This window comes from Acidobacteriota bacterium, assembly GCA_022562055.1.
Taxonomy (GTDB): Bacteria; Actinomycetota; Acidimicrobiia; order Spongiisociales; family UBA5794; genus BMS3BBIN02.
Map to the genome: position 1 here is coordinate 1 of JADFQA010000024.1, position 20574 is coordinate 20574.

Genomic DNA, 20574 nt, shown 5'->3' on the forward strand with positions numbered 1-20574 from the left:
CAACCCGCCAGGGCACGATCTAGACTCAGGAATCCAAGTTCCAGGAGTCTGAAGTGCTCACCGGCGGGCGGCTCGGCAACCAGCCTGGCACACCAGGCCGGTCAACACCCATTAGGAGTCCATCGCTCCGAAGTAATTGTCGCACTGTCCCTACAAGGAGGTACACACAGTGCGTATCAACCAGAACATTGCGGCGTACAACGCGTTCCGCAACCTGTCGATAGCCAACCTTGCGTTGGGAAAGTCTCTGGAAAAGCTCTCCTCGGGGTTCCACATCAACCGTGCGGCAGATGATTCTGGTGGTCTTGCGAAATCCGAAGGTCTGCGTTCGGAGATCCGAGGAAACCGTCAGGCAATTCGGTAATGCTCAAGACGGCGTGAGCTTCGTGCAAACCGCTGAAGGTGCGTTGAACGAAGTTACCGTAATGCTCCAGCGTATACGTGAGCTTGCTGTCGATGCTCCCAGTACGGGAACACCCGTGAATAATCGGGGTTAGGTGCTTCTGAGCAGGAGGGGAGTCCCGGCCGAGTACATCTAGTAATACAAGTCGGCCCCGGGTCGCTTGCCTTCAGGATGTGGGGTACGATTTCGTTCGGGTTTCCTTATGTGTGCGCAGTGGAGGCCGACGTTACCACATGGGTTGGGTACAGCCCGGAGACCGCATCGGAGGGCAACTATGTCAACATTGGACGAGCGGATCGCTGACCTCGAAGGTCAGATCGACGAACTTCGAATCGAAAACGGCACCCTGCGTCTCCAGCTCGATGTCCTATCTTCAACGGACATCGTCACCGGTCTCCCGAACACGAACGGCATCCTCCAAACACTGGATTCGGTGATCGCTCGACACGAAAGGTCCGGAGAAGCCTTTGGTGTGATGTTGGTGAGAGTTGGCGCCATTGCGGAGGTTGGTGAACGTCACGGCCGTGCGGGCGTGAACGATGCGTTGCGCCACGCAGGTGCACTGATCGCTGCCGGGCTCCGTCGCCTAGATACCGTCGGTCGTTTCGACGACAGCGCATTTCTGGCAGTGCTCCCAATGCTTGACGCGGAAGGTTGTGACACGGTTGTCACTCGTCTTTGCAAGTTGCTAACTTCAGTTCCTATGACGTTCGAGCGCGATCGGCTCACCATCGAGCCGCAAGTAACGATTGCGTTGTCTTCGCCGGGTGTGCACATCGACTCGCAGGTGATCCTGGCCGGGTTGCTTGGCATGTCGGAGACGACAACCGAGGTTGCGCCTCAGATCTACGCACTCACCGAATAGCGCGTCTCCAGTAGTCGAGACAACTACTCGAGATAGTCTTGGAGCTGCCGATAGGAGCAGCGAGCGTTCTCTGAAATAGCGTGGCTTCCAGGCCAACAGTCGAATTATCACAGCTTCCGACGAGATTCTCCAAGACCTGGTGAACATCAAGCGGTAAGCGGGGACTACCCGTTCGCACAACGAGAAGGTAGGGCCATTGGCGGTGGCCCTACCTTCCGTCGCGATGGCCCCGGCGGAGTCGAGGGCCGGTACACAACGGTCGCCTTAACCAGACCGGCGAGTCGCCGGCAGTCAACACAAGCAGCGCGACGGGCTGGGCAGCGTTCCATACGGCAACTGAGCAAGAGATATGATTGTTGCACATCGTCTAAAAGGGGAACAGTTCTTTCTGAACGCCGACCTTGTCGAATCGGTTGAAGCTACGCCAAACACCATCGTGACACTGGTGGGTGGTCGCCGGCTGGTGGTCAGTGATTCCCCGAAAGACATTGTGCACCGGGTTGTCGAGTTCAGGGCGGCGATTCTCGTGAGTGCTTCGCAGCTTCGTGACGAACACCGAGGCTCCATTGTGGCGCTCCGTGACGACAACGGCGCGTCTCGATAGCGGCCGACCTGTTGCAATTCACCCTACTCTGAACGTCGTTTCTTGGTATGTTTAGGGCAGTTTCGCGCATGCTAGGAGAATGCACATGGAACGAACTGTCCTACACCTATTGGGAGACAAAGGCCGCGACGTCTGGTCTGTCACATCTGACACCACCATTTATGACGCCCTCGGGTTCATGGCAGATCGAGGAATTGGTGCCGTTGTCGTTATCGACGATGGCGAGCTGTCCGGGATCTTCTCTGAACGTGACTACGCCCGCAAGGTCGTTCTAAAGGGTCTTGAGTCGAAAAACACTACGGTTCAACAGCTTATGAGCACCGACGTAGTGACCGTGACACCGTCCGATACAGTGATGACCTGTATGACTCTCATGACTGAGCGGAGATTTAGGCACCTGCCGGTGGTCGACGATGGAGCGGTTGTCGGGGTTATCTCCATTGGAGACGTTGTCCGCAACGTGATCGACGAACAGCGTTACTTGATCGACCAGCTACAGCAGTACATTTCGTCTTAGGAGGCGCGCCTCCCGCCGTTACCGGGCCGTGGCTGCGCCGGTGTCACGCGCCCCTGTTTGCGATTGCGTCTGCGTCCAGCGGTTCGATCATGATGCATTCTCCGGGGCATTCCTCGGCCGCCTCGACCACGTCGCTGAGTATGGATTCGGGCACACGAGCCACCCCTCGGGACCCATCGGGAGCTGCTTCGCCGTCAAACACAATGGTCGTCCCGAAATGTGAGGCGTCCTCGCGAACGACCCAGAGGCCGTCATCTCGACCCTCAAATACGTCCGGAGCTATCTCTTGGCAGATCCCATCTCCAGTACATAGATCCTGGTCGATCCACACCATTAATTTGCTATCAGCCACGTTGGCCTCCTTTGCGCGCCACGCCTGTACAGCACAACACTGCATCGGCTATCGATTGTTCACGGACCCTTATCGATCACGAAATCCTGCCGGCAGGTTCCGCATGAAAACCGAGCGTCATGTACTGATCATTGATGACGACCAGGACTTCGTTCACCTGACGTCAGTTTACCTGAAACGTTCTGGCTGCCGGACGTCGGTGGCGACCGACGACATGCAGGGTCAGCGTATTGTCCGCACAGAGCGCCCCGATGTCATCCTCATCAACTATCAAATGCCGGGCGGCAACGGCCTTCTCATCGCCGAACGTTTGACGGCGAGTTCAGCCACCGGCCACATACCGATTCTGATGCTCACAGGTACCCAGATTGAGGATCTCGATACGTGGATCCTGCGTTCGGGCATCGAGCGCGTTCTGCACAGGGTGAGTCTTTTTGAGGAGAACCTCGTACGGGTCCTTGAGCAAGCAGTCAGCGGGGCGTTCCTTCCAGCGAAAAACACCAATGCGCTCTTCCTGGCAGCGGCGGCCCGGCGGTAGGGCAGGATTCGGGAGGCCCTGGGCCATGGATCTACTGTGGGTGCTCGCCGTCATCGTTCTTGCCGTTGTCGTCGGACGCTGCACGAACGCTCAATGCCTTTGGCACAGGCGATTGGGCGGCGGTGCAGCCGCTCGCGGCACGAGCAACGAGACATCTGTCCGGCGCAATTGACAGCGTTTCAACGATGGTTTGCGAACGTGAGGCTGCACTCAAGGAAGCCCTACAACGCGAACGGAGCCACACGCTCGAGGTCGAAGTCTCTGAGATGGCCTACGTGGCGCCCATCAACGTCTGGCTGAGGTCAACGCTGAACTTGAGGGCCTCACATACTCGGCATCGCACGATCTCGCCGTGCGCACGGGTTTGTCCGATTCTTCAGAACGTCATCCAAAACGGTTTCAAGTACAACGACTAGACAAAGCCGCGGATTACGATCTCCGGCTTTCGAGACGGCGATCAGGTGATCATCCAAGTCGCCGACAACGGGATCGGTGTTCCCCTCGAAAAAGGGGAGGATATGTTTGCTTTCTTCACCAGGCTGGAATCGAAACTCGACACCCCGGGCAGCGGTGCGGGTCTTGTGATTGCCAGACGCGCCGCTCGTTCGCTCGGTGGCGACCTGTGGCTTGAGGAAAGTTCGGACTCCGGATCGGTGTTCATACTTGCGCTCCCTGACCAGCTCGGTGTTGGACCGGTCGTAAAACCTGCGCAGATCCGCGTCGAACTCTGAGCCTCTCGATATTTGGCGGAGGTGGACGGGAATCGAACCCGCCAGGGAGCTTTCGCCCCCTCGACGGTTTTGAAGACCGCGGGACCCACCAGGCATCCTGACACCTCCGCTCGTGAGTGTAGAGACTTCAAGCCGTTGTGAGACCAGCGCCGGGTCCACTCGTCGTCGCAGCGAGACCCAGAAATGTTTGCCGGAACTCATCTGATACCGGTATTCGTTGTCTCATCGGATAGGCTTAAGGGCGTTCACGACAATCACAGGTCTCATGTCAGAAGCGTTTGCACTAATTGTTCGCGAAAAGCGACTCAGCCTCGGTCTGTCGCTCGGGCAGCTTGCCAGTCAGGTCTCGCGCACGGCTACAACCGTGCGTGCGTGGGAACGCGCCGAGCACGGTCCCGATGACGCGACCATCCGTCGGCTTGCCTCGGTGCTCGCCATCGATGTTGAGGAGTTGCGCGCTGCCGCCAATATCTCGACACCGGAGGTAACTGTGGAATCTGCCGATCCTGAGGTCGCGGTCACGGACGAGACGGGTGCAGCCGGGGCAGTGGCATACTTCACCGCCGCCGCTGCTGACCCGGGACCAGGGGACACGGGTTTGAGCGAGGCGAGTAACGACCAACTCCTTCTGGACCACCCGACCGAAGCGGTAAACATCGTTGAGATTGCCGACGTCCCCCGACAGGGATCGGCTGGTGGCGACTCCGTCGATGCGACACCGCCCGCGCCGCCCCCGATCGTCGCCGACCAGATATCGAGTGCGAGTTCGCTACACCAGATCGTTGCCGGTGTCCGCAAGGTGTACGACACCATCTTTGATCCGGAGAAGCGGTATCTCTACTGGATTCGGGCGGTTCTGCTCGTCATCGGATTTGTCGTGCTGCTCAGGGTTGGCAAGGACGCTGCGTCGAATCTGTCCGAGGCGCTGGGAGACTTTCTAGACACCTTTGGTACGGGCGCGGGTGATGACCCGACTGTGGATTCGCTTGCCGTGCTTCTCACGCTGTGAGGTTCCAGCACCGCGAGTCATTGAACAACGGTTCGCACCGCGAGTGCCAGCGCTGATCCGGACGACAACCATAAAATTGCTGCTCGCGCCTTCGACTGGGGCAGTCGTGCTGTGAGCCGCGTCGACATCAAGAACCCACCGGCAAGTGCCGGGACGAGGATCGCTGCGATCTTTGCGTCTAGTCTCGTGATCTCCCCCGCAGCTAGGCGTGTAATCAGGGTGATCGTGAGACCGACGATGAAGAGTGCCGCCATATTGGCCCGAATCGTGGGGGGCTTTTCGCGCGAAAACAGCAGTGCTAGGGGCGGTCCACCGATGCTCGAGATCAGCGAAGAGATGCCCGAAAAGGTTCCTGCCAAAAAGTCGACTTTCGGTGATCTTGCAAGCGCTACTCCGGATGCGAGGGCGCTAACCGCAATGAGGACGATGCCCGCGATCATCAGGGACAGGGTCGTTTCGGTGGCGATCTTTAACAGGGCAAGACCAATGAGTGCCCCTGGGATCCGACCGGCGAGAATCCATCTGAGACCTCTGAATTCGATGTGCTGGCGTTCCCGATATGCCATCGTCACGATGAGTGGGATCGATACGAGCAGTTGTGGAACCGGCGCCAGACGAGGGTCAACGATGGATAGGAGCGGTACAGAGACAATCGCAAACCCCATTCCAACCGTTCCCTGGATCGCCGCGGCGAAGAAGGTCACGGCGAACGCGATCACCAGGTCGATTGTTGCAACGGGCATTACACCGCTGCTCGGCGGACTCGTTCGGCAACAACCGAGTGCACGTTTCGGTCGAGTGGGTTGGGCAACAACTCCCCTGGAGGTGCGAGATCGGTCAAGGCCTCCGCCGCGCTCCGTTTCATGGGCGAGGTGATTTGCGAAACGTGGGCGTCAAGGGCTCCCCGAAAGATCCCTGGGTATGCAAGCACGTTGTTCACGACCGATCCGTCGGTCGCGAGTGCGGCGCCTGCGTCTAGCGCAGCGTGGCGATCGATCTCGGGGTTGGGATTGCTAAGCGACATAATGAGTTGGCCGTTGCGGATCAGCGAGGGAGAAAGCAGGTTTGGGCGCCCAGTTGTGAGTACGACAATGTCGGCTGTCGCCATGACTTCCTCGAGACCCTTCTCAGCCGACGTCGTGGTGAGCGGAGCCGTCCCACCGCTGAGGCCTTCGAGGCGGGCGGCCGCGGCGGCAGAGGGGTCGAACGCGGTGATACCTCGAAACGGGAACTGGCGTGCGAGGTTGGCGATCGCCGAGCCTGCGGCGCCCAGACCGATCTGGCCAAACGTCATGTCCTCGATTCTTCTATCAAGCATGCGCGCAGCCGATAGCACTGCCGCCATCAGCACGACGGCCGTTCCGTGTTGGTCGTCGTGGAACACCGGGACGTCCAGTCGGGCCTCCAAAGTTTCCTCGACGTGATAGACGCCAGGAGATGCGATGTCTTCAAGATGAATGCCGCCGAAACCAGGCGCGATGTTGATGACGGTCTCGATGATTTCATCGGGGTCCTGGGTGTCCAGGACGATCGGAACCGCGTTGAGTTCAACGAACTTGGCGTAGAACAGGGCCTTGCCCTCCATCACCGGCAAGGCGGCTTTCGGACCGATGTTGCCGAGACCGAGCACACGGCTGCCGTCGGAAATCACCGCGATCGTTCTTCCTCGCCAGGTGTAGATGTCAGCAAGCGACTCGTCTTCGGCAATCGCCTGACAGACACGAGCGACACCCGGCGTGTAAATCTCGCGCATGTCTTGGAGGGTGCGTAGCTCTACATCCGGCAAGATCTTCAGCTTTCCACCGCGGTGTCTGTCGAATGCGCGGTCGATCGGGTCGGCGACGATTTCAACATCGGGCACCGCACGAATCGACTCGGTGATTCTGGCGACGACTTCGTCGCCGCGCGCTATCACCACGATCTCTCTAATCGTGTAGTCGGGCGTAATAGCGATCGTGGCGATCTCACCGATGTTGGCGTCGTGCTGGGAAATCGCCGTGAGCACTTCGGCGAGTTTGCCCGGTCGGCGAAGCGTCTTGATCCGGTAAACCTCGTCACGTTCGATCATGGGCGTCCTGTCGTCTGGGTGTTGCCATGTTACAAACGCTCGGTGAGGGGTTGGCGGACAACTTCTCGCCGAGGGTAGTGCCCAGTGGTGACGGTTCGTTCAGCGATCGACGCGGATCCCAAGAACACATATGGCTGCCGTCGCTCGACTGTTGGCCTGTTTTACACCACCCATCGGAGTGTCCTCACTACACGATCGCCGGTACGTCCATGGCGGCGCTAGCGTCGGGGCATGCTCCGCGTTTCACTGCTTCTTGCGTCAGCCTTGGTTTTTGCGGCGTGTGGAGGTTCAACCTCGTCGGCGCAAGAAACCACCTTTCCGGCTGAGTCTTTGGCTTTCAGAGCCATCACCGACGTGGGACTTGGAACCGAGCGGCTGCTATTCGGTGTCATAGGTCCCGAAGGTGAGCGTCTGGGATCTCCGGACCAGACTGTCGTCATTACGGTTTCACCGGTGGATGAGCCCGAAAATGTGCAGACGGCGGACGCTGTCTTCGTATGGATTCTGGAAGACGTCCTCGGGCTCTATCGGGTCACATTTGAGTTCGATACGCCCGGTGTTTGGCGCGCCTTGTTACAGCCGTCGTCTGGGGATGCAATGGAGGCGTTCTTCGATATTTTGGAAAACCCGTCCGCGCCGTCGCTCGGCGAGTTTGCACCGGTGGTCGCCTCCCCTACGATTGACAATCGTCCGCTTGAGGAGTTGACGACCGACCCTGACCCGCGGCCGGATCTCTACGAGCTTTCCCTCGACACGGCTCTCACGAACGGCAAGCCGACCGTGGTCATCTTTTCGACCCCCGCGTATTGCACGTCTTCAGCTTGCGGTCCGATTCTCGACAACGTAAAGCTCGTAGTCGATGACTTTCCCGAGGTCGATTTTGTCCACGTCGAGGTGTATGAGGGATTCACTCGACCGGGATTTCAGCCGGGTCCAGAGTTTCTGTCGCCTACAGTCGCGGCGTGGACGCTTCCGTCTGAGCCTTGGGTTTTTGTTATCGATGAGGCTGGCGTCGTCATTCGCCGTTACCAAGGTTTACTTGATCCCGAGGAACTCAGAGAAGCTTTGACGCGATGATTTCTCCCCGGCGTGTTGCCTAGGTAACCTTGCTACGTTCAAGCATGAGATTCGCACCAACATCGGAGTCCGTCGGACGCGTGGATAGTCGAGCACACCCTCAGCCGCGGAGCGCTGGTCGACGAAGGTTGGCGCTGTTCTTCGTCGTGTCGTTTGCGGTCCTTCTGGGGGCTTGTACCGGAGCAGGCCCACAGAGCACGCTTGAACCAGCCGGCAAAATGGCTGAAGATATCGACAAGATATGGGACCTTGTTCTGATTCTCGCCACCATCGTCTTCGTGCTCGTCGAGGGCGCCCTTGTTGTCACTATTTGGAAGTGGCGGCACAAAAAGGACAGTGTGTACCGCCCGAAGCAGATTCACGGCAACACTACGGTTGAGATCATCTGGACGGTGATCCCTGCCCTCATCCTGGCCGCCGTTGCGATCCCGAACGTCAAGGGCATAATCGATCTGCGGACGATTCCAACCGGTGACGATGTCCTTCAGGTTGAGGTGATTGGCCATCAATGGTGGTGGGAGTTTAGGTATCCCGACCTGGTAGACGACCAGGGCAATGTGCTCATCACGGCAAGCGAGCTGTACATACCCGAGCAAACTACGGTGAACCTGACAATGACATCTGTCGATGTGATTCACTCCTTCTGGGTCCCCAAGCTCAACGGAAAACGTGACGTTGTGCCAAACCGGATTACCAACCTGACCTTGATTGCAGATGTCGCCCAGGAGGAACCGCTCTTTGGTCAATGCGCCGAGTTCTGCGGGTTGTCGCACGCTGACATGCGTCTCAAGGTGTATGTGAAGACCGTCGCCGACTTTGATATTTGGGTTGCTGGTCAGCTTGAGCCTGCAGAGATCCCGACCGAGGCTAGCGCAAGCGTTGGGTACGACACGTTCGTCTCGACGTGTACTGCTTGCCACTCTGCAAAGGTGCGCACGGCGAACGGTGTTGAGGTTCTTGGCAAGCCCTACGCACCAAACTTAACCCACTTCGCAAGTCGCAACACTTTCGCCGGGTCAACACTTGAGAACACGACCGAGTTGTTGACACAGTGGATCCACGACCCGTCGAGTCTCAAGCCAATGAACCCCGATGCAAACATCATCCCAGACCGCATTTTGGGTATGCCGAGCTACGGGCTGGATGACGAGACCGTTGACGGTCTCGTGCAAATGCTGGAAGGATGGAAGTAGTGACAGCGGGAACCCTTGCTCCGCCGATGGACATGCCCGAACCGACCGGCGGCCCGGCGATGACACGAACCGGTCCCAAGGGCATCTGGTCCTGGGTAACGACAGTCGATCACAAACGTATCGGCATTATGTACGCCATCGCGGCGCTGTTGTTTTTCTTGACCGGTGGCCTCGAAGCGCTTCTCATTCGCATTCAGTTGGGCCGTCCCGACGGTACTGTGTTGAGCGCTGACGCATACAACCAACTGTTCACCATGCACGGACTCACGATGGTGTTTCTGGTGATCATGCCGATCGCAGCGGCCTTTACCAACTACTTCTTGCCGATCATGATCGGAGCTCGCGACGTTGCGTTTCCGCGCCTAAACGCGTTCAGCTTCTGGCTGTTCACGTTCGCCGGCGTCTTTATGGCTTCGTCCTTCCTATTGGGTGGAGCGCCTGACGGCGGGTGGACTGGGTATGCCCCGCTGTCCATTCAGGTGAAGGAGTACATCCGGATGGACTTCTTTTCCATCGGTGCGCAGCTACTCGGCGTCGCATCCTTGGCTGCCGCCGTGAACTTCATAACCACTGTGTTCACGATGCGTGCGCCTGGTATGTCGATGCTTCGTATGCCGGTGTTTGTGTGGATGGCGCTTGTTGTCCAGTTCCTGTTGCTATTCTCGCTGCCGTTGATCGCCATTGGATTGTTCCAGCTTTACTTTGACCGCAACCTCGGCACGGTATTCTATGCTGCAGCAGCAGGTGCGGACCCGCTGTTGTGGCAACACCTGTTCTGGTTGTTCGGGCATCCTGAGGTGTATGTGCTGGTTCTGCCGGCGATGGGCATCGTGTCCGAGATATTGCCGGTGTTTTCGCGCAAGCCGTTGTTTGGGTACTCCTTCGTTGTTTTCGCCGGGGTTGCGATCGGTTTTCTCGGTTTTGGAGTGTGGTCGCACCACATGTTCACTGCCGGACTCGGACCCTTGGCGGAAGTTGGTTTTGGCCTCTCGACGATGGTGATTGCGATCCCGACGGGTATCAAGGTCTTCAACTGGATCGGTACGTTGTGGGGTGGTGATCTGCGGTTTACGACCCCGATGCTGTACTCCATCGCGTTCATAGCAATGTTTGTCGTGGGCGGTCTTTCGGGTGTCACCCACGCCATCGTGCCGACTGACACCCAGCAACATGACAGCTACTACGTTGTAGCGCACTTGCACTATGTGCTTGTTGGCGGCGCGGTCATGGGATACATTGCCGGTGTGCACTACTGGTTCGGCAAGTGGACCGGCAGGATGATCAGCCAGAAGATCGGAAAGATCGAGTTCTGGATCTTTGTAGTTGGTATAAACATGACGTACGGTCCGATGCACGCACTCGGACTCAACGGGATGCCGCGGCGCACATACCGGTACGGGCCAGGTCTCGGATTCGATTTCTGGAACCTCTTTGCAACCGTCGGAGCTTTTATCCTCTCTGTGGGTGTGTTGCTGTTCGTGTACAACATGGTGTGGTCGTACTTCAAGGGCGAGGTCGCAGGAAATGACCCATGGGACGCTCGTACGTTGGAGTGGTCAACTCCGTCGCCGACTCCGGTGTACAACTTCGACGTAGAACCCGATGTGCATGGGCTCGACGAGTGGTGGCATCAAAAGTACCAAGAGGACGAAGATGGTCGGCCCGTGCTCCGACAGGATCAACCGGTCCCTTCGGTCGCACTTGATGACTACTCGCACATCCACATGCCTTCTGAATCGTTCTATCCCTTTCTCACTGCGTTTGGTCTCGTTGTTCTCGGGTACGGGCTGCTGTACGCTCCCGTCGGGTTCTGGTTTTCGGGTCTTGGTGTACTTACCGCGCTATGGGGTTTCTTCGGATGGAGTTTGGAACCCGTCACGAAAGGAGAGCACTAACAATGTCGACTGCAACGGTCGAAGAGAGCCGCCCTGGCGCCGAAGGTCATCACGAAGGCTCGCACGACGTGGTGCCCGTCCGCCGGACCGCGATGTGGATCTTCCTTGGCTCCGAGAGTATGTTCTTTGGAGCGATGATTGCGACGTTCTTGCTGTATCGCAACACGACGAATGGCGGCCCTGGATCCGAGATATTCGCCATCCCATTTACCTCGGCGAGTTCGTTCGTTCTTCTGATGAGTTCGCTCACAATGGTGCTTGCCCACCACTCGTTTGGGAACAAAGATCTGCGGCAGACCAGGGTGTGGCTCGTAGCGACGGCCCTGCTTGGCGCCACCTTTATTGCTGGGCAGATATTCGAGTTCACACGGTTTGTTGACGAAGGTCTACGGCTCGGCACGAGTCCGTTCAGCTCGGCGTTCTACATGCTCACCGGTTTCCACGGACTCCACGTTTTCATCGGGGTGCTGTTGTTATCTGCCATGGTCATCCTGTCGGCGACCGGCAGGCTCAAGGAAGACAGCGGTCTCAACGTCGAGCTTGTCGGTTTGTACTGGCACTTCGTCGATATCGTGTGGATCGTTATTTTCACCGTCGTGTATCTGCTTCAGGTTTGAGCATGACCGACGCTGCCTCCGTGACTGACACCGCCTCGGACGCATCAATTGGGCCGAAGCAATACTGGCTACTCGCTCTAGTGTTAGGAGTAGTCACCGGTGTAGAGGTCCTCGTGCTGCAGGTCGAGGTACTCGAGAACGTAAAATTGCCTCTTCTGCTCGGATTATCGCTGTTCAAGTTCGGTGCGGTCGTCACGATATTTATGCACCTCAAGTTTGGTACTGCTGCACAGAAGTTTGTGTTTCTGATGGGTTTGACGGCAGCGACAGTGCTGTTCGGCGTGGTGTTGTTGACTCTTAGGGCATTCTGAAACCATGCCAGCGTACTTTCTAGCAATGTTCGCCGTCACACCCATCGTTTCAGACGTACCACGCTCGATAGACGAGGTGCTCGCTTTCCACGTTCATCCTGATGTTCTCGTGCTTGTCGCGGGCATGCTTGCAGTGTTCCACATTGGCGTTCGCAGGTTCGGTCCGGCCATGACTCCGCAAGGCGAGCCGACCGTGACGCGCAGCCAGAGCATACGTTTTCATGCGGGCGTATTTGCGATTCTGCTGGTGAGCGGTTGGCCGATACATGATATTGGCGCGCGCAGCCTCTTCTTGTTCCACATGATCGAGCATCTCACCCTTGCGTTCGTCATCCCACCACTGTTGCTCACGGGGTTGCCAAGGTGGCTTCTGAGTGCGATCGTGAGACCAGTGCTCCCGGTGGTGCGCTTCTTTGCTAAACCTGTGCTCGCGTTGGTGCTGTTCAACGCGGTCCTCGCCCTGTTGCACGTCCCCGCGGTGCTAAACCTGATGTTGACTAACGATATTGTGCACATCGCAATCCATTCCGCGTTGATGGGAACTGCATTGTTCCTGTGGATACCAATCCTGGGGCCGATCCAGGAATTGCCGGGACTTCCGCCGTTCTACAAACTCGGCTATCTGTTCCTGCAATCTCTTGTGCCGACCATTCCAGCCAGCTTTCTCACTCTCGGGAGCGCTCCGCTATACCCGATCTACGAGCAGTTCCCACGGATGTGGGGGATTGGTGTGTTTGAAGACCAGGTGTTTGCAGGACTCATCATGAAGATCGGCGGCGGTTTTCTACTATGGACCTACATCACGTACTACTTCTTCAAGTGGCATGCTGAGGAGCACGCCATTTCTATCAGAAGTACTCGTCCTGCGACAAGGCCGCGCCAAGGTACCTCGTAGGAGGGCTTGGCTACTTGCCGGATTCCCACGGCCTCGCAGCGAGTAACGCTGCCGAGCCGAGTACAAGGGCACCGACAACAGCGAATAGCACGACCGCTCCTGTCTCCGTGGACGCCAGCAAGAGTCTTGAAAAGCCAAACGCGAGACCGGCGATCGTCGTGCCCACAAGGATTGGCCGTCCGATCGCCTGCCCGGTTTCGCGGACAAATCTGGTTCGTGAAAGCGGGACCGCGGCCCCAGAGAATCCGATGGCGCGTGGGTAGGAGAGGTGGTCGGCGACCATTGCGATCATACCGCCGAGGACTGTCCCGACTATCACGACGATAAGTGTCATTTTGAGGATCGGAAGCGTAATGGTCCCGCCGTAGGTGGTGTCGCCGGCGAGCGCGAGGAGTCCGCGAGTGAGGGCAAATCCGAGGACCGCCCCGAGTAGAGCTCCGATGGCGGCAACATAACGTGCGGGGTAGCGCTCGGACGACGACTCGCCTCTGGTGCCGACTGCGTACCCTGCGGTTGCGATGAGCGCACCGCCGGCCAAGCCGCTGACGATCGATGCCAGGAAGAACGCTCCCTGGGTGATCGTGATTGTGACTCCACCTTGGGTACCGAGCGGCGCCGAGTCGATCGACCCTATGGCAGTAAGGGGGCCAAAGAGTGCCAAGGCGCCGACACCGAACAACGCGCCGGCAACCGCGCCGTAACCCATCGCTCGCATTCCGTTTGACTGCACGGTCACTCCCGCTGTGGCGTTCGGGTGTGAGTGTAGCCACCGATGCTTGGCGCATCGATTCTCGGCGTTACCTGGTTCATGGGTGCGGCGGGTGTGTTATGTGGGACACGAATCCGGCGAGTAGATGCCACGCACGATACCTTCGGGGGCCGTCGACGTGAGTGGACCCCACAACAGCAGATCACCGGAGCTCTTCGAGAAGAGTCTGAACACGGTGCCCCCGGTGCTCTCGTCCACGACCTTTTGGAGATCGAACGAGGTGCCATAGATGCTGTCCAGGTCGGACACGCGATCTGACAACTGGAGGCCGGAAAGCGTTCTCAAGTCCGATCCTGCAGCGTCGCTGGAACCTTGGAACGTGAGGTCGAGGCGGTAGCCGACAAACTTCGCATCGGATCCCTCGCCTTGCGCAACCGCCTTGAAAGAACCCCACTGTAGAACTCGTTCGGTTTCTCCTACGCAGACGCCGAGTCCACCGATAGACGCCGTCGGTCCCGTATCGCTGTCCGGTGCGCCGAGGCTTGAGATCAGGATTCCAAAAGCATCTACCGCCGGAGTACCAAACTTGATTGGCCCAATTCCGTTGGCCTGTAACGTGAGGTCGCCGACAGGGATAGGCGTGCCGACCGCGACAAATGGGGCATCGGCGGCCGGCGTTGTTGTGGTCGTCGCACCGTCGGTCGCGCCGTCTGACAGCGTCGTCGTGGTACTGCTGTCCGTCGGCTCCTGCGACACGTCTCCGGCAGAAGTCGATGTGGTCGTGTCAGCAACAGCGGTGGAGGAGTTGCCACTGGCGAGTTTTACCGTCGCGAGGCTTAGTGCCACCAACAGCAATCCCACAACGAGGCCGGTCAGGATTGGAGACCGTGGGGGCACCGCAGCCGGAACATCCGCGTCTTCAAGGTCAAGCACCGGGTCTGCTCCAGTCAGCCCTGCAAGATCGTCGTAGGGGTCGAAGAGCCCGTCGTACAGGTCGTCGGGACCATCATCAACAATGTCGCTCATCGGCGCATCACTTTCGTTGCACGCTGGGTTCTCCGCCATCTCGTGGAAGGCGGCCAATGCTCGCATTGTACGCGGCCGGTGCCAACAAGCGTGGGCTTTCGGTCACGAGAACGTTTTCTCCCGCCGGCCGGGGTATGTTTCGTCGAGGATGTCTTCGAAAGACTTGGTTGGCAAGAGAACAAACTGCACGTTGCCCTGCGAGTCTTCAGCTCGGTAGTCCTTCACGGGGATCGTGAGCCGATAGATCTCGTCAAGATTGATCGATCTGAACCCCCATGCCAGCGAGACCGCTTCCGTAAGGCTGAGCTGGTCGTCGAGCACAAATGCGTTCGACATGCTGCGTACGGTTGCCATGAGTTCAGACTGTGAGCTGAAGTTCTTGGCTTTGGCGAAAAGCGCAAGAATCATTTCTTGTTGGCGCTGGTTTCGAGTGAGATCGGTGACACCGGACATAGTGCGCCAGGTTCCGTTGACGAGTTCTTGCGTTGAGCGCGAACGCACCCACGCAAGCGCCTGTTTCCCGGTCGCCTGGGTACAGCCTCCGGGGAGATTTAGTTCCGCTTTGCGGTCTCGGACCTGGTACTCGGTGCAGATCTCGATACCCCCGAGCTGATCGACGATATCCTCGAACCCGTCGAATGTAAAAAGAGCGAAATGATCGACAGGGACGCCCGTAAAGTCTGACACGGTGAGTGACAGCAGCGTTGGTCCGTTGATCTCATCACGGCAGCCAAAAAACGTTGCGTTTATCCTCGTGAAGTTTTGGCGACAACGGTTGGGAAGATAGAGGTCCCGCGGCAGCGAGACCATGGCGGGTGTCGACCCATCGTTGGGGAGGAGCAGCAGAACAATCACATCCGCCCGCACCTCGCTCTCATCGGTGCCAACCACTAGGAAGGTCGTGAACTCGCTCTGTGGTGCGGGTGGCGAGGTCATGACGGTGATCTCGATTTCGTCTACCTCGGGGAGGATGAACGCGTCTTCTGCGAGCGGTTCCAATACGCGACGTGCCTCTTCGACGTTGTGGACAGCGGTTCTGCGACCTGCCCACGCTTGGTAGGTTTGGTAGCCGGTGTACCCACCGAAACCAACGAGGACCACCAAGAACATTGCAAACGATCTCGCGGCCATGCCTGGCCATGTCACCTTCCCAGACTGTTTTCGAGCAGAGCGAGAGATGAATCCGATGACGGGAGCACCGTTGTCGCGATGCGCTGAAACGGCTAACGCAAGCGCATCTGGCGTTGTCTGTTCGTTGATGACGAGGATCGTGCCATCGGCGTGGGCTCCAATTCCTACACCGACGTGCGACCAGTTCGCCGGCGGAACATCAATAATAATGAGGTCGGTGCCGTCAGCAATCTGGTCCAGCGCTTCGGCAACGGCAGCCGAGGCCAGCACCGATTCGTCCTCACCGATTTCGCCCGAGGGGATCATGGGTAGCTTCTTGGTCGGGCCAACAGCCCACAGACGCGCAGACCGCGCCAGATCGGACTCGCCTCGCGCGAGTTCGGCAAGTCCGGGCGAGATGCCTGTGTGAACGAAGCGAGAGATTCCACGCTGCGACATGTCAGCGTCGACGAGGATGACCCGGCGGTCTGCAAGCGTCATCGTGAACGCGAGGTTCATAGCAACCGTCGACGAACCGAGGCCGGGGGAGACACCGGCGATTTGCAGGATCTGTCCGGTGGTCTTGGCCTCGATGCGTTGTGCGATATCGCGGTATTCGGCAGCGACCGAGCTATCGGGAGCGACGAGTGAAGGGCTTGGCGAATCGGTGTACGCGGAAATGTTGCCGAGGTTGACGGTCCCCGAGAGCGGTGCCAGCCTTTTGCGTTGGAAGCGGCGACCGAGTACAAGCCATCCGATTCCCGCAACAATGCCCGCGATCGCTCCCACGATGAGGGTGCCGATCGGCGTGTTCCAGCGCGACGTCGCCGCCACGAATAAGGCAAGCGCCGCGACAAGGGGCAGGAGGTTGCGTACCGTGAAGAACCGATGCAAACGCCTGCGCTTTTTCGATTTGAACCTCATGTTGATTTGGTCTTCATGTTTGTTTCTGTCTTCATCAACCGCACGCATCCGGCGCGAAGATCCCAAGAATTGCACCGTCGTTGGAGGCAAGGGATATCGGTCCGTACAGCAACAGCCGTTTTGTGTCCGATCTCAGCAATCGGAAGAAGGGTTGGCCGTCGCGATCGAACACTTCAACGACGGAGTTTGCGTAGACGAATCGCAGCGTTTCCACCGTGTCTCCAAGCGCCACCCCTGACAGCGTCTTCAGCGATGCCCCCGCATCAGTTTCGTCGATTCCGGTGGTGTCGCCGACTCGATATCCGACGAATCTTGAGACATCGTTTTGCACTCTGAATATCGCGGCGATACCGCCCCACGTCACAACGGTGCCGACGTCAGTTTCGCACAACCCCCAATTTGTGTCGGCCGGTCCTAAGGCGTCCGGCTGGCCGAGGGTGGCAGTGAGGCGGCCGAGAACTTGGTCCCCGTCTGACCCGAAAGAGAAGGGTCCAAACGCAAACCCGCCCATGGTCAGGTCGGCGAGATTCAAGGGTGATCCGATGGCGGCTATCGGAACGAGCGTTGCGGTAGTTGTGGTGCTCGTCGTAGTGGAAGATGTGGTTGTGGAGGACGTGGTCGATGTCGTGGTGGTTGGTTGCGCTGTGGTTGATGGAGCTTGGGTTGCGGTCGTCTGGGCGACGACGATTGTCGTTGGGGGTGACGTGTCAGTGCCCTGGAACCACGAGAGCCATGCGATGATCGCCAGCGCCGCGGCGGCGAGAAGACCGAGGGGGAGACGCAGGTTGGAGTCCTTGCGCTCGTACATCGACCGGACGGGTGTCATTGTGACATCGGCCGCGACGCTGGACGACGTTACGGTTTCGGACATCTCTGCGTCGCTCTCGTCGAAGTCCTCCTCCTCTTCTTGTTCATTGAGTTCGTCGAAGTCTGGTCCTGCTTCTTCCAATGCTTCGTCTTCGTCCCCGGCGTCGTCGAAATCTTTGTCTCCGTCTATCTCGTCGGAGTCCTGCTCTTCCTCATCCTCGAAATCGTCGTCCTCCACCTCAGAGTCGTCAAGGTCGTCTTCTTCGACGTCAGCTTCGTTTCCCATGCTGAAATCGCTATCTATGTCCTCTTCTTCCTCTTCATCAAACGCGTCGACACCGATGTCGCCGTCTCCCCAGGGACCCGCGTCGGTGTCGGTGTCGGCGAGGGTGGCCTCGGCTGGAGATTCTAAAGAACCGCGCTCGTCAGAGACGCTGTCTGGCGCCGCGTCGTCGATCAGTTCCTCGTCTATGTTGTGGAGATCGACCTGCTCTGGTGGTGGTGGCGTGACGTGTTCGTCGATCCACGCCTCGCCGCACGAAGGACACACGGCGTCGTCAGGGCTCCTGAGAGAACCGCAATAAATACACGGTGTTTGGATGTCGTCAACCACGGCGCACCAGGATACGGTGCGTTGGCCCCTATTCGCTTGCTTTCGGCGAAGCGGCGGCAAGTACCTTGTGCAGCGCCTGCGCGCTGTCGACGGGTAGTTCGCAAACGAAGTCGTAGCATAGATAGCCGAGCGCCAAGTCTGGAGGCGGCATGCGGTCGGCAAACAGCTCTAGTTGAGACTCCTGCGACGTCGCTGCAATCACAATCCAAGGCCTGAAATCGCTAAGCACGCTCGACAACATCTCGCTCACTCCATGGTGGTCGCCAACTAGCGCGAGTTGTGCGGGGTTGTCGCCGGAGCCCACCATGATGGCCATTGCACCGGCGGCGGCAGTCGGATAGTCGGCCATGATCGACCCGAGTGTCCTTCGCACCCCGGCAAGTGCCTCTGCGTATCGAGGCCTTCCGGTGAGGGCGTACGCGGTGGTTATTGCGTCGAGTGCCAGCGTCTGAGGCGAAGGGGTTGGATTGTCGAACAGCGGCTTTTGTCTGACGATAAGGTCCTCGCCATCGTGTGCGGTTCGGTAGACGCCCCCGTGCGGGTCGACGAATCGATCGATAAGTTCGTCAACAGCCTCAAGCCCACTGTCGTAGTACGCCGGGTTGTGGGTGGCGAGAGCCACGGCGAATAGCCCACCCGCATAGGCCCCGAAGTCTTCTGCGAAAGCTGGGCCTGATGTCCGGCCTCCACGTGCCGAACGCTGGAGGGAGCCGGCGACTGTGAGATGGTCCCGAATAAATGTACAAATTGACTCTGCAGCATCGACGTATTTTCTCTCGCCGAACGCTGCCCCCGCCTGCGCAAGAGACCGCATTGCAAGACAATTCCACTCTGTGACAATTTTGTCATCGACACCTGGTCTTACCCGCTTATCGCGTGCTTCTTTCAACGTGGCCCTCAGGGAGCTGACCTCCTTGGGGTCCTCGGCCGGCATGCCGTGTGGAAGATAGAGATGGTTCATGCCTTCGAAATTGCCGCCATCTGTAACGCCGAACCACGTGCGCGACAAATCGAGTTCCGGGTCGCTGAGCAGTAGCCGAAGTTCTTCAATGCTCCACAACGCGAATCGGCCTTCGACGCCCTGCGCATCCGCATCTTCCGACGACCAGAGGGCGCCGCTGGGGTCCCTCAGGTCTGTCAGCATGTAGTCAAGAGTGTCCGTGCAGACTCGGCGGAACACCTCATCCCCGGTCAACTGCCACCCTGCGAGGTAGATCTTCGCGAGCAGCGCGTTGTCGTACAGCATTTTCTCGAAGTGGGGGATACGCCATTGTGCGTCCACGGAGTAGCGGGCGAACCCACCGTCGATGTGATCGTTGAGACCGCTTGCAGCCATGGTGTGCAAGGTTGTTGACAGCATCGACATCGCCTGTGAGCTGGTTTTCGTGCCATCCGTGGCCGCGATCGCTGCGAGCAGATCGAGCATCGGCACCTGGGGGAACTTGGGGGCGCCACCAAACCCGCCGTTCGTGTTGTCGAACCGTTGGACGAGGATGTCCATCAGCGCGACGGTGTCCACCGCCGAATCGTCGATCGCTGTCGGTGGAGGTTGGATCTGTAGAGCTTTCACAAGCTTTCCTGCTTGCTCATTGACCGCCGGGCGGTTTTCCGTCCACATGTGGTACGTTGCGTCGAGGACTCGTCTGAAAGACGGGTGACCGGGTCGGTCCGTGGGCGGGAAGTACGTGCCGGCGAAAAAGGGCCGTCCGTCGGTGTCGAGGAACATGGTCATCGGCCAGCCGCCGTGCCCGCTCATCGCTTGGAGCGCCTCCATATAGATTCCATCGATGTCGGGTCGTTCTTCTCGGTCGACTTTGATGTTGACAAAGTTCTTGTTCATCAGGGCCGCTGTCGATGCGTTCTCGAAGCTTTCATGTGCCATGACGTGACACCAGTGGCAGGCCGCGTAACCAACTGAAAGAAGAACCGGCACGTCGCGTGCACGAGCTTCGTCAAACGCATCTTCGCCCCACTCGAACCAATCGACCGGGTTGTCCTTGTGCTGTCGCAGATACGGCGATGTAGCGTTTGCGAGTCGATTGCTCATGGAAGCCAATGTAGCCGCAACCAGGGTCGGGCCATACGGTGGCTTGCAGCCCTTGCCGCACTCGCATTCCGAGCGGACGTTGCGACCACGCGGGCTGGTCAATTCAGGTGATCCGGGACCGCATCCGCGTTAACTCAGCGTCGTATTGGCGGGGTCGCCGGCCAATAGTGGACAAATCTCGCAAAGTTGTGAGAAAAAGGGGTTCACAAAACGCCAAGACTGTGAAATAGTAGGGACGAACAGCGGCTTGTGAATAGTTTCAC

20 protein-coding genes, 1 tRNA gene and 1 pseudogene are annotated in these 20574 nt (G+C 58.5%); 13 read left to right on the forward strand and 9 right to left on the reverse strand.

Annotation, left to right across the window (positions count from 1 at the left end):
* Positions 1 to 169: 169 nt before the first annotated feature.
* The 4 genes and pseudogenes from IIC71_09520 to IIC71_09535 all read left to right on the forward strand — a co-directional run bounded on the left by IIC71_09520 (position 170) and on the right by IIC71_09535 (position 2389).
* Positions 170 to 497: pseudogene (locus IIC71_09520) on the forward strand (hypothetical protein).
* A gap of 180 nt (positions 498 to 677) precedes the next feature.
* Complete coding sequence (locus IIC71_09525; protein ID MCH7669417.1) at positions 678 to 1268, forward strand: diguanylate cyclase; 591 nt, start codon at positions 678 to 680, stop codon at positions 1266 to 1268.
* A gap of 349 nt (positions 1269 to 1617) precedes the next feature.
* Entirely contained in the window at positions 1618 to 1872 is a 255-nt protein-coding gene (locus IIC71_09530; GenBank protein MCH7669418.1) for a flagellar FlbD family protein, read from the forward strand.
* 85 nt (positions 1873 to 1957) lie between these two features.
* Positions 1958 to 2389, forward strand: a complete 432-nt coding sequence (locus tag IIC71_09535) for a CBS domain-containing protein (GenBank protein MCH7669419.1) — start codon at positions 1958 to 1960, stop codon at positions 2387 to 2389.
* Positions 2390 to 2432: 43 nt separating this feature from the next.
* Here IIC71_09535 and IIC71_09540 read toward each other — a convergent pair whose 3' ends face one another.
* Positions 2433 to 2786 carry a ferredoxin gene (locus tag IIC71_09540; protein ID MCH7669420.1) on the reverse strand — a complete coding sequence of 118 codons (354 nt, stop codon included), beginning with the start codon at positions 2784 to 2786 and terminating at the stop codon, positions 2433 to 2435.
* Between the two features lie 58 nt (positions 2787 to 2844).
* On the opposite strand from IIC71_09540, the gene IIC71_09545 reads away from it, so the two are divergent.
* Positions 2845 to 3279 carry a response regulator gene (locus IIC71_09545; protein MCH7669421.1) on the forward strand — a complete coding sequence of 145 codons (435 nt, stop codon included), beginning with the start codon at positions 2845 to 2847 and terminating at the stop codon, positions 3277 to 3279.
* Between the two features lie 461 nt (positions 3280 to 3740).
* Positions 3741 to 4010, forward strand: a complete 270-nt coding sequence (locus IIC71_09550; GenBank protein ID MCH7669422.1) for a hypothetical protein — start codon at positions 3741 to 3743, stop codon at positions 4008 to 4010.
* A 13-nt stretch (positions 4011 to 4023) separates the two neighbouring features.
* Here the strand turns inward: IIC71_09550 and IIC71_09555 are convergent.
* Positions 4024 to 4118 (reverse strand) — tRNA-Sec (locus IIC71_09555).
* Between the two features lie 157 nt (positions 4119 to 4275).
* Here IIC71_09555 and IIC71_09560 point away from each other — a divergent pair.
* Positions 4276 to 5019 carry a helix-turn-helix domain-containing protein gene (locus IIC71_09560; protein MCH7669423.1) on the forward strand — a complete coding sequence of 248 codons (744 nt, stop codon included), beginning with the start codon at positions 4276 to 4278 and terminating at the stop codon, positions 5017 to 5019.
* 17 nt (positions 5020 to 5036) lie between these two features.
* On the opposite strand, the gene IIC71_09565 is transcribed toward IIC71_09560, so the two are convergent.
* Both IIC71_09565 and IIC71_09570 read right to left on the reverse strand, forming a co-directional pair.
* The gene (locus IIC71_09565; GenBank protein ID MCH7669424.1) at positions 5037 to 5762 is read right to left on the reverse strand and encodes a sulfite exporter TauE/SafE family protein; all 726 of its coding nucleotides are present in this window, start codon (positions 5760 to 5762) and stop codon (positions 5037 to 5039) included.
* Entirely contained in the window at positions 5762 to 7087 is a 1326-nt protein-coding gene (locus IIC71_09570) for an NAD-dependent malic enzyme (protein MCH7669425.1), read from the reverse strand. Before IIC71_09570 ends, IIC71_09565 begins: the two co-directional genes overlap by 1 nt.
* A gap of 231 nt (positions 7088 to 7318) precedes the next feature.
* On the opposite strand from IIC71_09570, the gene IIC71_09575 reads away from it, so the two are divergent.
* From IIC71_09575 to IIC71_09600, 6 genes are all read left to right on the forward strand, one after another.
* Positions 7319 to 8164, forward strand: a complete 846-nt coding sequence (locus IIC71_09575) for a hypothetical protein (GenBank protein ID MCH7669426.1) — start codon at positions 7319 to 7321, stop codon at positions 8162 to 8164.
* Between the two features lie 80 nt (positions 8165 to 8244).
* Entirely contained in the window at positions 8245 to 9357 is a 1113-nt protein-coding gene (coxB, locus tag IIC71_09580) for a cytochrome c oxidase subunit II (protein MCH7669427.1), read from the forward strand.
* Between the two features lie 59 nt (positions 9358 to 9416).
* Positions 9417 to 11252, forward strand: coding sequence for a cytochrome c oxidase subunit I (gene ctaD / locus IIC71_09585; GenBank protein MCH7669428.1), 1836 nt, complete (start codon positions 9417 to 9419; stop codon positions 11250 to 11252).
* 2 nt (positions 11253 to 11254) lie between these two features.
* Entirely contained in the window at positions 11255 to 11869 is a 615-nt protein-coding gene (locus IIC71_09590) for a heme-copper oxidase subunit III (protein MCH7669429.1), read from the forward strand.
* Positions 11870 to 11871: 2 nt separating this feature from the next.
* On the forward strand, positions 11872 to 12180 hold the full coding sequence (locus IIC71_09595) for a hypothetical protein (GenBank protein ID MCH7669430.1): 309 nt from the start codon (positions 11872 to 11874) through the stop codon (positions 12178 to 12180).
* 4 nt (positions 12181 to 12184) lie between these two features.
* Positions 12185 to 13075, forward strand: coding sequence for a cytochrome c oxidase assembly protein (locus IIC71_09600; GenBank protein MCH7669431.1), 891 nt, complete (start codon positions 12185 to 12187; stop codon positions 13073 to 13075).
* A 10-nt stretch (positions 13076 to 13085) separates the two neighbouring features.
* Here IIC71_09600 and IIC71_09605 read toward each other — a convergent pair whose 3' ends face one another.
* The 5 genes from IIC71_09605 to IIC71_09625 form a co-directional block, all read right to left on the reverse strand.
* Positions 13086 to 13805, reverse strand: coding sequence for a hypothetical protein (locus IIC71_09605; GenBank protein MCH7669432.1), 720 nt, complete (start codon positions 13803 to 13805; stop codon positions 13086 to 13088).
* Between the two features lie 96 nt (positions 13806 to 13901).
* A complete protein-coding gene (locus IIC71_09610; GenBank protein MCH7669433.1) occupies positions 13902 to 14867 on the reverse strand; it encodes a hypothetical protein in 966 nt (321 codons plus the stop codon).
* A gap of 45 nt (positions 14868 to 14912) precedes the next feature.
* Positions 14913 to 16844, reverse strand: a complete 1932-nt coding sequence (locus IIC71_09615; protein MCH7669434.1) for an LCP family protein — start codon at positions 16842 to 16844, stop codon at positions 14913 to 14915.
* Positions 16845 to 16878: 34 nt separating this feature from the next.
* The gene (locus IIC71_09620; GenBank protein ID MCH7669435.1) at positions 16879 to 18264 is read right to left on the reverse strand and encodes a hypothetical protein; all 1386 of its coding nucleotides are present in this window, start codon (positions 18262 to 18264) and stop codon (positions 16879 to 16881) included.
* A 28-nt stretch (positions 18265 to 18292) separates the two neighbouring features.
* Positions 18293 to 20311 carry a thioredoxin domain-containing protein gene (locus tag IIC71_09625; protein ID MCH7669436.1) on the reverse strand — a complete coding sequence of 673 codons (2019 nt, stop codon included), beginning with the start codon at positions 20309 to 20311 and terminating at the stop codon, positions 18293 to 18295.
* Positions 20312 to 20574 lie beyond the last annotated feature (263 nt).